This is a genomic window from Rahnella sp. R3(2024), assembly GCF_042920125.1.
Classification (GTDB): Bacteria; Pseudomonadota; Gammaproteobacteria; order Enterobacterales; family Enterobacteriaceae; genus Rahnella; species Rahnella rivi.
On sequence record NZ_JBHGBU010000001.1, the window covers coordinates 2,242,678 to 2,256,246 of the forward strand.

9 protein-coding genes are annotated in these 13,569 nt (G+C 54.8%); 6 read left to right on the forward strand and 3 right to left on the reverse strand.

Annotated elements, in window-relative coordinates; all coding sequences use genetic code 11:
• The first annotated feature begins 1 nt into the window (after window position 1).
• Window positions 2-2,437 (forward strand): bifunctional aspartate kinase/homoserine dehydrogenase II, encoded by a 2,436-nt coding sequence (locus ABSH60_RS10200; protein ID WP_056774613.1) that lies wholly within the window; start codon window positions 2-4, stop codon window positions 2,435-2,437.
• Window positions 2,438-2,684: 247 nt separating this feature from the next.
• Window positions 2,685-3,593, forward strand: a complete 909-nt coding sequence (metF, locus tag ABSH60_RS10205; RefSeq protein WP_056774615.1) for a methylenetetrahydrofolate reductase — start codon at window positions 2,685-2,687, stop codon at window positions 3,591-3,593.
• 72 nt (window positions 3,594-3,665) lie between these two features.
• Here metF and ppc read toward each other — a convergent pair whose 3' ends face one another.
• Window positions 3,666-6,311 carry a phosphoenolpyruvate carboxylase gene (ppc, locus tag ABSH60_RS10210; protein WP_056774619.1) on the reverse strand — a complete coding sequence of 882 codons (2,646 nt, stop codon included), beginning with the start codon at window positions 6,309-6,311 and terminating at the stop codon, window positions 3,666-3,668.
• Window positions 6,312-6,612: 301 nt separating this feature from the next.
• Window positions 6,613-7,764, reverse strand: coding sequence for an acetylornithine deacetylase (gene argE, locus ABSH60_RS10215; protein WP_390973821.1), 1,152 nt, complete (start codon window positions 7,762-7,764; stop codon window positions 6,613-6,615).
• A 224-nt stretch (window positions 7,765-7,988) separates the two neighbouring features.
• On the opposite strand from argE, the gene argC reads away from it, so the two are divergent.
• The 4 genes from argC to argH all read left to right on the forward strand — a co-directional run bounded on the left by argC (window position 7,989) and on the right by argH (window position 12,632).
• Window positions 7,989-8,993: an N-acetyl-gamma-glutamyl-phosphate reductase gene (gene argC / locus ABSH60_RS10220; RefSeq protein WP_056774624.1), complete on the forward strand. Its 1,005-nt coding sequence runs from the start codon at window positions 7,989-7,991 to the stop codon at window positions 8,991-8,993.
• Between the two features lie 131 nt (window positions 8,994-9,124).
• Window positions 9,125-9,898 (forward strand): acetylglutamate kinase, encoded by a 774-nt coding sequence (argB, locus tag ABSH60_RS10225; protein WP_056774627.1) that lies wholly within the window; start codon window positions 9,125-9,127, stop codon window positions 9,896-9,898.
• Between the two features lie 59 nt (window positions 9,899-9,957).
• On the forward strand, window positions 9,958-11,181 hold the full coding sequence (locus ABSH60_RS10230; protein WP_056774630.1) for an argininosuccinate synthase: 1,224 nt from the start codon (window positions 9,958-9,960) through the stop codon (window positions 11,179-11,181).
• A gap of 74 nt (window positions 11,182-11,255) precedes the next feature.
• A complete protein-coding gene (gene argH, locus ABSH60_RS10235; protein ID WP_056774633.1) occupies window positions 11,256-12,632 on the forward strand; it encodes an argininosuccinate lyase in 1,377 nt (458 codons plus the stop codon).
• Between the two features lie 146 nt (window positions 12,633-12,778).
• Here argH and ABSH60_RS10240 read toward each other — a convergent pair whose 3' ends face one another.
• Window positions 12,779-13,540, reverse strand: a complete 762-nt coding sequence (locus tag ABSH60_RS10240) for a redoxin family protein (protein ID WP_390973824.1) — start codon at window positions 13,538-13,540, stop codon at window positions 12,779-12,781.
• Between the last annotated feature and the right edge of the window lie 29 nt (window positions 13,541-13,569).

Genomic DNA, 13,569 nt, shown 5'->3' on the forward strand with positions numbered 1-13,569 from the left:
TATGAATGCAATAGCGGTCGCAGCACCGGCGGGAAGCCGGCAGTTGCACAAATTTGGTGGCAGCAGTCTGGCCGACGTGAAATGTTATTTGCGCGTCGCAGGCATTATGGCCGAATACGCCAAACCGGGCGACATGATGGTTGTCTCGGCGGCGGGCAGCACCACTAACCAGCTGATCAGCTGGCTGAAGCTTAGCCAGACCGACAGGATTTCCGCGCATCAGGTCCAGCAGACGTTGCGCCGTTATCAGAGTGATTTGATTTCCGGCCTGCTGCCGCCGGAAATGGCCGAGCCGCTTATTGCTTCATTTATTCACGATCTCGAACGTCTGGCCGTGCTGCTCGACGGCAAGATCACCGATGCGATTTATGCCGAAGTGGTCGGTCACGGTGAAATCTGGTCTGCCCGACTGATGTCTGCGGTCTTGTGCAAACTCGAATTACCGGCAGCCTGGCTGGACGCGCGCGAATTCCTGCGTGCCGAACGCGCCGCGCAACCGCAGGTGGATGAAGGCCGTTCTTATCCGCTGCTGCAACAGCTTCTTGCACAACATCCTCAGCAATATCTGGTGGTCACCGGTTTTATCTCGCGCAATGACGCGGGGGAAACCGTGCTGCTTGGCCGTAACGGCAGCGACTATTCCGCCACACAAATCGGTGCACTGGCCGATGCCAGCCGCGTGACCATCTGGAGTGACGTCGCCGGTGTGTACAGTGCTGACCCGCGTAAGGTCAAAGATGCCTGTCTGCTGCCGTTGCTGCGTCTGGACGAAGCCAGCGAACTGGCGCGACTGGCCGCTCCGGTACTCCATACCCGCACTTTACAGCCTGTTTCCGGCAGTGATATCGATTTGCAGCTGCGTTGCAGCTACCAGCCTGAGCAGGGCTCAACGCGTATTGAACGCGTGCTGGCGTCCGGTACCGGCGCGAAGATTGTCACCAGCCATGATGATATTTGCCTTATCGAAGTAGCGATCCCTTCCGGTCATGATTTTGGTCTGGCGCACAAAGACGTCGAGCTGTTGCTCAAGCGTGCGCAGGTCAAGCCACTGTGTACCGGTGTGCATCCCGACCGTAATTTACTGCAACTGTGCTACACCTCCGAAGTGGCGGGCAGTGCATTGCAGGTGCTGGAAGAGGCGGCACTTCCGGGGCGTCTGACGCTGCGGGAAGGGCTGGCGCTGGTGGCGCTGGTCGGTGCGGGCGTGTGTAAAAATCCGCTGCACAGCCATCGTTTCTATCAGGAAATGAAAGATCAGCCGGTCGAATTTATCTGGCAGGCTGAAGACGGCATCAGCCTGGTGGCTGTTCTGCGCGTCGGTCCGACGGCGCACCTGATTCAGGGGCTGCACAAAACGCTGTTCCGCGCTGAAAAACAAATCGGTCTGATGCTGTTTGGTAAAGGCAATATCGGCTCACGCTGGCTGGAGCTGTTTGCCCGTGAGCAAAAGAACATTTCTGCGCGCAGCGGTTTTGAATTTGTGCTGGCCGGTGTGGTGGACAGTAAACGCAGCCTGCTCAATTACGAAGGTCTGGACGCCAGTCGCGCGCTGGCCTTCTTTGATGACGAATCTCAGGCGCACGACGAAGAGTCGCTGTTCCTGTGGATGCGTGCGCACCCTTATGACGATCTGGTGGTGCTGGATGTGACAGCCAGCGCTGAACTGGCGGATCAGTATCTCGATTTCGCCAGCTACGGTTTCCACGTGATCAGCGCCAATAAGCTGGCGGGTGCGTCTGACAGCAATAAATACCGTCAGATCCGTGATGCGTTTTCCAAAACGGACAGCCATTGGTTGTACAACGCCACCGTCGGCGCGGGTTTACCGGTCAACCATACGGTGCGTGATTTACGCGAAAGCGGCGACAGTATTCTGGCGATCAGCGGCATTTTCTCCGGCACCTTATCCTGGTTGTTCCTGCAATTTGACGGCACGTTGCCTTTCACTGAACTGGTGGATTTAGCGTGGCAGCAGGGGCTGACCGAGCCGGATCCGCGCGATGATTTATCCGGGCAGGACGTCATGCGCAAGCTGGTGATTCTGGCGCGTGAGGCGGGATATGACATCGAGCCGACGCAGGTTCGCGTTGAATCTCTGGTCCCGGCAGATTGTGCCACCGGCTCAGTCGATCAGTTCTTTGAAGATGGCGAGGCGCTGAATCAGCAGATGTTGCAACGTCTGGAAGCCGCCCGTGAAATGGGGCTGGTGCTGCGCTACGTGGCGCGTTTCGATGCTAACGGCAAAGCACGCGTCGGCGTTGAAGCCGTGCGTGAAGACCATCCGCTGGCGTCTCTGCTGCCGTGCGATAACGTCTTTGCCATCGAAAGCCGCTGGTATCGCGACAATCCTCTGGTCATCCGCGGGCCGGGTGCCGGGCGTGATGTTACCGCAGGTGCGTTACAGTCAGACCTTAACCGCCTGACGCAACTTCTGTAATCCTTTGCTGCTTCCCCTCTCTGGAGGGGAAGCAGTGAAAAACCTCCACTTTTCCTCATCTTCCCCACAGTACCTTTTCGCCAAAGTGAAATTCTTTCAGTTTGCGTGAAGATTAATCATCCTCTGCCATCATTTTAACGTTGACACCTTGTCCGCTTTCCGTCATTTTCTATCTATACGTTTAGACGTCCAAACGTCTATCATAACGAACCATAATAAAAACGCAGTGATCCATGAGGTAGTGTTTATGAGCTTTTTCCACGCAAACCAGCGCGAAGCGCTGAATCAAAACCTGGCAGAGTTGCAGGGTCAGATTAACGTCTCTTTCGAATTTTTCCCGCCACGAACCAGCGAGATGGAAGACACGTTGTGGAGCTCAATCGACCGCCTGAGCAGCCTCAAACCTAAGTTCGTATCGGTGACTTACGGGGCAAACTCCGGTGAGCGCGACCGCACGCACAGCATCATCAAAGGCATTAAAGAACGCACCGGTCTGGAAGCGGCGCCGCACCTGACCTGTATTGATGCCAGCCGTGATGAACTGCGCCAGATTGCGCAGGATTACTGGCAGAGCGGTATCCGCCATATTGTGGCGCTGCGCGGGGATTTACCTGCTGGTGGCGGCAAGCCGGACATGTACGCGACCGATCTGGTGCATTTACTGAAAGAAGTCGGCGACTTTGATATTTCCGTGGCGGCTTATCCGGAAGTGCATCCCGAAGCCAAAAACGCGCAGTCTGATTTGATTAACCTGAAACGTAAAATTGACGCCGGTGCAAACCGCGCCATTACCCAGTTCTTTTTCGACGTGGAAAGCTACCTGCGTTTTCGCGACCGCTGCGCCGGGCAGGGCATTGATGTAGAGATCGTGCCGGGGATCCTGCCGGTTTCTAACTTCAAACAGCTGACCCGCTTTGCCACCATGACCAACGTGCGCGTGCCTCACTGGATGAACAGCATGTTTGAAGGGCTGGATGACGATGCCGAAACCCGCAAAATGGTCGGCGCGAATATCGCGATGGACATGGTAAAAATCCTCAGCCGCGAAGGGGTGAAAGACTTCCACTTCTATACCCTGAACCGTGCAGAAATGAGTTACGCCATTTGTCATACGCTGGGTGTGCGCCCTGAAGTGGCCGTACCGGTTCGCGCTTAATCTTTTTGCCCTGAACTGAATACAAAAAACCCGCGAATTCGCGGGTTTTTGCTTTCCTGCTTTCAGCAGCCACTAACCGGTATTACGCATACCTGCGGCCACGCCGGCAATTGTCACCATCAATGCCTGTTCGATGTTCGCATCCTGCTTGCCGTCTTTTTCCAGCTCGCGGGAACGGTGCAGCAGTTCAGCCTGCAGCACGTTCAGCGGATCGGTATAGACGTTACGCAGGGCGATAGATTCGGCAATCCACGGCAAATCTTCCATCAGATGATCGTCGTTGGAAATCGCCAGAATCACTTTGATATCGCTGGCTAACTGATCACGCAATTGCTGACCGAGCGGCCACAACTCTTTTTCCACCAGGCGGTGATCGTAGTATTCGGCCAGCCAAAGGTCAGCTTTCGCAAACACCATTTCCAGCATCCCGATCCGGGTGGAGAAGAACGGCCAGTCGCGGCACATGGTTTCCAGCTCATCACGTTTCCCGCCATCCACCACGGCCTGTAAACCGGCACCTGCGCCCAGCCAGGCTGGCAGCATCAGACGGTTTTGCGTCCAGGCGAAGATCCACGGAATGGCCCGCAGGCTTTCAACGCCGCCGCTGGCTTTACGTTTCGCCGGGCGTGAACCCAGTGGCAGTTTCGCCAGTTCCTGCTCAGGCGTGGCGGCGCGGAAGTAAGGCACGAAATCTTTATTCTCACGCACGTAACCGCGGTACATCTTGCAGGAGACGTCAGACAGTTGCTCCATGATATCCACCCAGGCTTGTTTTGGCTCAGGCGGTGGCAACAGGTTGGCTTCCAGGATCGCAGAGGTATAAAGCGCCAGGCTGCTGATGGTGACTTCTGGCAAACCGAATTTGAAGCGGATCATTTCGCCTTGTTCGGTCACGCGCAGGCCGCCTTTCAGGCTGCCCGGAGGCTGAGACAGCAACGCTGCCTGTGCCGGTGCACCGCCACGGCCGATAGAACCGCCGCGTCCGTGGAACAGGGTCAGTGCGATACCGGCTTTTTCGCAGGTCTTGATCAGTGCATCCTGCGCGCGGTATTGCGCCCATGATGCCGCCATCACGCCCGCGTCTTTTGCGGAGTCGGAATAGCCAATCATCACCATCTGTTTGCCCTGAATGAAACCGCGGTACCAGTCGATGCTCAGCAACTGCTTCATCACGTCGTCGGCGTTATTCAGGTCGTCGAGCGTTTCGAACAGCGGCGCGACAGGCATCGGGAACGGGCAACCGGCTTCTTTCAGCAGCAGATGCACCGCCAGCACGTCAGACGGCGTGCGCGCCATTGAGATGACATACGCCGCAATCGAGCCTTCCGGCGCTTCGGCGATGACCTGACAGGTATCCAGCACTTCTTTGGTATCGGCGCTCGGTTCCCAGTGACGCGGGACCAGCGGGCGCTGCGAATTCAGTTCGCGGATCAGGAAAGCCTGTTTGTCAGACTCCGACCAGCTCTCGTAATCGCCGAGCCCCAGATAACGGGTAATTTCGGCAATCGCATCGGTATGACGTGTACTTTCCTGACGCACGTCGATACGCACTAACGGCACGCCGAAGCAGCGCACGCGGCGCAGCGTATCCAGCAACTGACCGTTAGCGATAATGCCCATGTTGCAGGCCTGCAGCGACTGATAGCAGGCGTACAGCGGTGCCCACAGCTGGTCGTTTTTCACCAGTAAATCGTGCGGACGCGTGACACGTTCGCCTTTCAGGCGTGCTTCCAGATAGACCTGAGTTGAGGTCAGCTGCGTGCGCAACTGCTTCATGATTTCACGGTACGGCTCAATGATGTCTTTACCGCCGGCCAGTTCGCGCAGCTCTGGCGTACATTCGGTCATCGACAGTTCCGACACCAGCACTGCGATGTCGCGCAGGAACAGGTCGGTGGCTTTCCAGCGGCTCAGCAGCAGAACGTGGCGGGTGATATCAGCGGTGACGTTCGGATTACCGTCGCGGTCACCCCCCATCCAGGAAGTGAAACGCACCGGCACGGCTTCCACCGGCATTTTATAATCCAGTGAGGTTTCCAGCTGTTCGTTCAGCTCGCGCAGGAACGCCGGAACGCCTTCCCACAGGCTGTTTTCGACCACCGCAAAACCCCATTTCGCTTCATCAACCGGAGAAGGGCGGTTCTTGCGGATTTCATCGGTGTGCCATGACTGCGCAATCAGCTGACGCAGGCGGCGCATAATTTGTTTACGTTCGTAATCGGCCAGATCGTTGTGGTCGAGCTGTTTGAGGCAGTTATTCACTTCGACCAGTTTGTGGATCAGCGTACGGCGGGCGATTTCGGTCGGGTGCGCGGTCAGAACCAGTTCAATAGAAAGCTGGTCAACGGCATCGCGTAATTGCTGGTCAGAGAGATTCTTTGATTTCAGACGATCGAATAACAGCGCCAGCGCTTCAGGATTACTGGCTGCTTCGCCGTGCGGCGAAATGCTGTGATATTGCTCTGCCACGTTGGCTAAATTCAGGAACTGACTGAATGCACGGGCAACCGGTAACAATTCATCATTAGAAAGATTTTGCAGCGTTGACAGTAATTCCTGACGATCCGCTTCGTTTCCGGCGCGGGAGGATTTCGACAGTTTACGGATTTGCTCAACGCGATCGAGGATATGTTCTCCCAACGTATCTTTGATCGTATCGCCCAGCAGTTTACCTAACGTACTGACATTACTTCGCATTGCGGAATATTGTTCGTTCATATCACCTCTGACCCGTTCTCTCGTTTAATTTTTATATTCTGTAAATAACTTTCACCCGTCAGGCATTCTTGCCCCGTTCACCCTGCCAACCTGGCCACACTTTTTAAAAGCAGCACTTGTTTTAACCCAAAAACCCCCGATCACTCACGTGAAAAATGGTCTTTTTGGCAATGTCGCTGAAATTTAATTACATCAGCGACGATATCAGTTTGGCTAATCCACGTTTGCTGACCTGATTTGTACAGTAGCAAAGGGCGCCCCTGAGCGCCCTGATTGTTTGTTCATCAACCCTGATTCAGGATCAGTGATAACAGAAGTGATGCACAACCTGAGTGATCAACTCGCGTGTCGGTTTAATGAACGCGGTATCGATATATTCATCTGGCTGATGTGCCTGATCGATTGAACCCGGACCCAGCACCAGCGTCGGACACAGCTCCTGAATAAAGGGAGCTTCCGTGCAGTAGTTAACGATTTCGGTTTCCACGCCCAGCAACTTCTCAACCACCTGCACCAGCGGATGATCCGGCGGGCATTCATATCCCGGAATCGGCGGATGCAGTTCCTCAACAACCAGACGACCGGGCCAGCGCTGACTCACCGGCTCCAGCGCCTCATTTAGCAGGCCGTTGATTTCGGACAGCGTCAGGCCGGGTAACGGACGGATATCCATATGCATTTCGCAGCAGGCGCAAATACGGTTTGGCGCATCGCCGCCGTTGATGTAACCAAAATTCATGGTCGGGTACGGGATCACGAAACCACTGTGGTTGTAACGCGTTTTCAGGGTATTGCGCAGGGTCATTAAATGGGTAATCGACTCATGCATCAGTTCAATCGCGTTTACGCCGCGCGCCGGATCGCTGGAATGACCGGACTGGCCGGTGATACGAATGGCGTTTGATAAATGCCCTTTGTGCGCACGAACGGGCTTGAGTGACGTCGGTTCGCCGATGATGGCGCAGTCAGGACGGATTTTGGCATTTTTGGAAAAATAGCTCGCACCGGCCATAGTCGTTTCTTCATCGGCAGTCGCTAAGATATACAGCGGTTTAGTCAGTTTGGTGAGATCGACGTCGCGCAGTGAATCGAGGATAAAGGCGAAGAAACCTTTCATATCGGCGGTACCCAAACCGTAGAGCTTATTTTCATGCTCGGTCAGGGTGAAAGGATCGCGCGTCCAGCGGCCATCATCAAACGGCACGGTGTCGGTATGACCGGCCAGCAGTAAACCGCCAGCGCCTTCGCCAGTGCTGGCTAACATATTGAATTTGTTTCGGGTTCCCGGAACAGGTTGCACTTCAATCTTAAAGCCTAAATCGCCGAACCAGCCTGCCAGTAAGTTGATTAGCGTTTCATTGCTCTGGTCCAAAGCCGCATCGGTTGCGCTGATGGAAGGGGTTGCGATTAACGCCCGGTAGAGCTCAATAAAAGGAGGTAATTTCATCTTCACTGTTGACAGCCTTTAGTTAGGGTAGTATTCATATTCATGCAATAATTGTGAATAAAAATACAATAAGCCAGCGCGTAAGGAAACCGGAAAAAATTCCGCGTTAGTCAAAACGACACGGCTGAATCTCGCGGGTGAGCGGCGTACAACGCGGTGACCACCTGTTACCTGTTGAAGTCCCTGTATCGCAAAGCCATACAGATAAGTTGAGAAGGTGAACAGACCCTATGTTGAATACGCTGATTGTTGGTGCCACAGGCTATGCCGGAGCTGAACTCGCTGCTTACCTGAATCGCCACCCACATATGAACATAACCGGTTTAACGGTTTCAGCGCAAAGTGCAGATGCAGGAAAATTGCTTTCTGATTTGCATCCTCAATTAAAAGGTATTGTCGATCTGCCTGTTTTGCCGCTGACGGATGTTGCCGGTGCGGCAAAAGGTGTCGATGTCGTGTTTCTGGCGACCGCGCATGAAGTCAGCCACGATCTGGCGCCGCAGTTTCTGGCGGCCGGTTGTGTGGTGTTTGACCTGTCCGGTGCCTTTCGCGTCAGCAAACCTGAGTTTTACACCGAATTCTACGGCTTTGAGCATCAGCACCTCGATTTGCTCGACAGCGCCGTGTACGGCCTGGCCGAATGGCAGGCAGACAAACTGAAAGACGCGCAGCTGATTGCCGTGCCGGGTTGTTACCCGACGGCGTCACAGCTGGCGCTGAAACCACTTATCGAAAACGGTTTGCTCAATGACAGCCAGTGGCCGGTGATTAACGCGACCAGCGGCGTCAGCGGCGCAGGCCGTAAAGCCACGCTCGGCAACAGCTTCTGCGAAGTCAGCCTGCAACCTTACAAACTTTTCAGCCACCGTCATCAGCCTGAAATCGCAGAGCATCTCGGCGTGCCGGTCATTTTCACTCCGCATCTGGGTAACTTCCCGCGCGGTATTCTGGCGACCATCACCTGCCGTCTGAACGCGGGTGTGACGGAGCAGGACGTGGCGGAAGCCTTCCACAATGCGTATCACGATAAACCGCTGGTGCGTCTTTACACCAAAGGCGTTCCGGCGCTGAAAGACGTGGTCGGATTGCCGTTCTGTGACATTGGCTTTGCAGTGAAAGGTGAACATCTGATTGTGGTTGCGACGGAAGACAACGTGCTGAAAGGCGCGTCGGCGCAGGCGGTGCAGTGTATGAATATCCGTTTCGGTTTCCCTGAGACGCAATCACTGCTTTAACAATCAGTTAGATTGTCAGTAAACAGAAAACAACCGTCCCTGAGCGTTTATTCAGATGCGCAGGGATGTTAGATTAAATTAAACGTATTGTTATTAATTAACATAATCAACCGGTCGGGGCGTAAACAGCTATGAATCCGTTAGTCATCAAATTGGGTGGTGTGTTGCTGGATAATGAAGAAGCGCTTGAGCGTCTGTTCATGGCGGTCGTCGCTTATCGTCAGGAATATCAGCGCCCGCTGGTCATCGTCCACGGTGGCGGCTGCCTGGTGGATGAGCTGATGAAAAAGCTGAATCTGCCGGTGGTAAAGAAGGCCGGTCTGCGCGTCACGCCAGCCGACCAGATTGATATCATTACCGGTGCACTCGCCGGGAGCGCCAACAAAACGCTGCTGGCGTGGGCGGTCAAAAATCACATTAACGCGGTCGGCCTGTCTCTGGCCGACGGCGGTACGGTCAGCGTGACCCAGCTGGATGAATCTCTGGGTTTCGTCGGTAAAGCCGAAGCGGGTAATCCGGCGCTAATCACGACGCTGACCGACGCAGGCTATCTGCCGATTGTCAGCTCCATCGGCATCACCGCAACCGGTGAGCTGATGAACGTCAACGCCGATCAGGCGGCGACCGCGCTGGCCGCCACGCTGGGCGCAGATTTGATTCTGCTGTCAGACGTCAGCGGTATCCTCGACGGCAAAGGTCAGCGTATTCCTGAAATGAGCGCGGAACGTGCTGAACAGCTGATCGATCAGGGCATCATCACCGACGGCATGATCGTCAAAGTTCACGCTGCGCTGGACGCCGCACGTTCTCTCGGACGTCCGGTTGATATCGCCAGCTGGCGTCACGCCGAGCAATTGCCGGCACTGTTTAACGGCGTCGCGATCGGAACACGCATTCTGGCGTAGTTCACTATCGACACGTTTAAAACCCATTGGATTAATTGAATTTTTTGAAGGAAATCATCATGGCAGCAACTCAAGGCATTAAGAAAATTGTTCTGGCTTACTCCGGCGGTCTGGACACCTCAGCGATCATTCCATGGCTGAAAGAAAACTATGGCGACTGCGAAGTGGTCGCGTTCGTGGCTGATATCGGTCAGGAACGTGCCGATCTGGAAGGCATCGAACAAAAAGCGCTGCGTACCGGTGCATCTGAATGCCACGTGGTTGACCTGCGTGAAGAGTTCATCAAAGACTACGTGTATCCGGTGCTGAAATCCGGCGCACTGTACGAAGGCAGCTACCTGCTGGGGACGTCAATGGCGCGTCCGTTGATCGCCAAAGCTCAGGTTGAACTGGCGCTGAAAGTGGGTGCCGATGCCCTGTGCCACGGCGCGACCGGTAAAGGTAACGACCAGGTGCGTTTCGAAACGACGTACACCGCGCTGGCACCACAGCTGAAAGTGGTCGCTCCGTGGCGTGAGTGGGACTTACGTTCCCGCGAAGCGCTGCTGGATTACCTGAAAGAACGTAATATCCCGACCACCGCGTCTCTCGAAAAAATCTACAGCCGTGACGAAAACGCATGGCACATTTCCACCGAAGGCGGCGTGCTGGAAAGCCCGTGGAATGCAGCAAACAAAGATTGCTGGGCATGGACTGTTGCGCCGGAAGACGCACCGGATCAGGCTGAAACGGTGACCGTGAAAGTGGCTAAAGGTGAAGTTGTTGCCGTTAACGGCGTCGAACTGAGCCCGTTCCAGTGCCTTGAAGCGCTGAACGTACTGGGCGTGAAACACGGCATTGGCCGTATCGATATCGTGGAAAACCGTCTGGTGGGCATTAAATCCCGCGGTTGCTACGAAACGCCAGGAGGCACCATCATGATGGCTGCGCTGCGTGGCGTTGAGCAACTGGTGCTGGATCGCGACAGCTTCAAATGGCGTGAGCAGCTCGGCCACGAAATGTCCTACGTGGTGTACGATGGTCGCTGGTTCGCACCGCTGCGTGAATCTATTCAGGCAGCCACGGATTCCCTGGCGCAAGACGTTAACGGTGAAGTGGTGATCAAACTCTACAAAGGCACTGCGACAGCGATTCAGAAACAATCGCCAAACAGCATGTATTCGGAAGAGTTCGCGACCTTCGGCGAAGACGAAGTGTACGATCACAGCCACGCGGGCGGCTTCATCCGTCTGTTCTCTCTGTCTTCACGCATTCGTGCTTTGAACGAAAAGAAAAAACAATAAGCGCAGGGTTTGTCGGATTGATAACAGGGCGCAGCATGCTGCGCCCTTTTGCATAACATTTCAGGAGCAGGAAAATGGCACTTTGGGGCGGACGTTTTACACAGGCAGCGGATCAACGGTTTAAAGAACTGAATGACTCACTGCGTTTTGACTACCGGCTGGCAGAGCAGGATATCGTGGGCTCAGTGGCCTGGTCCAAAGCGCTGGTGACCGTCAACGTTTTAACGGCTGACGAGCAGATCCAGCTGGAAGACGCGCTGACCGTGCTGCTGGAAGAAGTCCGTGCCAATCCCCGCGCTATTTTAGCCAGCGATGCCGAAGACATTCACAGCTGGGTCGAAGGGAAACTGATCGACAAAGTCGGTAATCTTGGCAAAAAATTGCATACCGGCCGCAGCCGTAACGATCAGGTCGCGACCGACATCAAACTGTGGTGCAAAGCGCAGGTGGTTGAACTGGGCGAGGCGCTGCATCATTTACAGCAGGCGCTGGTCGCCACGGCAGAAGCCAATCAGGACGCCGTGATGCCGGGTTATACCCACCTGCAACGCGCCCAGCCGGTGACCTTTGCGCACTGGTGCATGGCGTACGTGGAAATGCTGGCGCGTGATGAAAGCCGCCTGAAAGATACCCTGACCCGTCTGGACGTCAGCCCGCTGGGTTGTGGCGCACTGGCCGGTACCGCCTATCCGATGGATCGCGAACAACTGGCTGGCTGGTTAGGTTTTGCATCAGCAACCCGTAACAGCCTCGACAGCGTGTCTGACCGCGACCACGTGCTGGAACTGCTTTCTAACGCGGCCATCAGCATGGTGCACCTTTCCCGTTTCGCCGAAGACCTGATCTTCTTCAACACCGGTGAAGCGGCATTTATCGATTTGTCCGACCGCGTGACGTCGGGTTCCTCCCTGATGCCGCAGAAGAAAAACCCGGATGCGCTGGAACTGATCCGTGGCAAATGTGGCCGCGTGCAGGGCGCGCTGACCGGTATGATGATGACCATGAAAGGTCTGCCGCTGGCGTACAACAAAGACATGCAGGAAGATAAAGAGGGGCTGTTCGACGCGCTCGACACCTGGATGGATTGCCTGAACATGGCATCGCTGGTGCTGGACGGTATTCAGGTGAAACGCCCGCGTGCCAAAGAAGCTGCGCAGCAAGGCTATGCCAACTCAACCGAACTGGCGGATTATCTGGTCGCCAAAGGCGTTCCGTTCCGCGAGGCGCACCATATTGTGGGTGAAGCGGTCGTCGAAGCGATTCATCAGGGCAAAGCGCTGGAAGAATTGCCGCTGGCAGATTTGCAGAAATTCAGCAGCACGATCGGCGATGACGTTTACGCCATTCTCGAACTGCAATCCTGCCTCGACAAACGTGCCGCCAAAGGCGGTGTTTCTCCGCAGCAGGTCGCGCTGGCGATTGCTGATGCGAAAGCGCGTTTAGGCTTGTAAACCTGAGCATCTTCCCTTCTGAAGGGAAGATGCAATAAAAAAAGGCGGACCCAGGGTCCGCCGAAAGTTCACGTAGTCATACTTGCTTATTGTTGGTAATGCAGGGATTTCTTGCCTTACTTCTTACAATCAATGGCTGTCGAAGATTATTGTGCCACGGCACACACTTCTTCCGTTTCTGAATGGAGGTAAACCTCCAGGTCGTCACTTCCCCCGATGTGGCGTCCACCGATAAAGACTTGCGGCACGGTCGCACGGCCGGTTACGGCGCGCAGGCTGACGGTAGTGGCGTCTTTACCTAATACAATTTCTTCGTACTGAATACCGCGTTCCTGCAACATCTGTTTGGCTTTGGCACAGAATGGACAGCCCGGTTTAGTGAACACGGAGACGGATTCCAGCACTTTATATTCTGGTGCCAGGTATTTCAGCATGGTGTCAGCATCAGACACTTCAAACGGGTCGCCCGGTTTGTTTGGCTCAACGAACATTTTCTCGACCACGCCGTTACGAACCAGCATGGAATAACGCCATGAACGCGGACCGAAACCTAAATCGGCTTTCTCGACCAGCATGTTCATTCCTTTGGTGAATTCACCGTTACCGTCCGGAATGAAGGTAATGTTGGCGGCGCTTTGTTCCGCTTTCCACGCGTTCATCACAAAGGTGTCATTCACGGAAACGCACAGAATGCTGTCTACGCCGTGGCTTTTGAACACCGGAGCCAGTTCGTTGTAACGTGGCAGATGGCTGGAAGAACAGGTCGGGGTAAAGGCACCCGGCAGTGAAAAGAGAATCACTGTTTTATTTTTAAACAGCTCGTCAGTGGTGAGATCTACCCATTTGTCGCCCTGACGGGTATGAAAAGTAACGTGTGGAACCTGCTTCCCTTCCTGGCTTGCAAACATGAATAACCTCTTAATTAATCTATGAAATG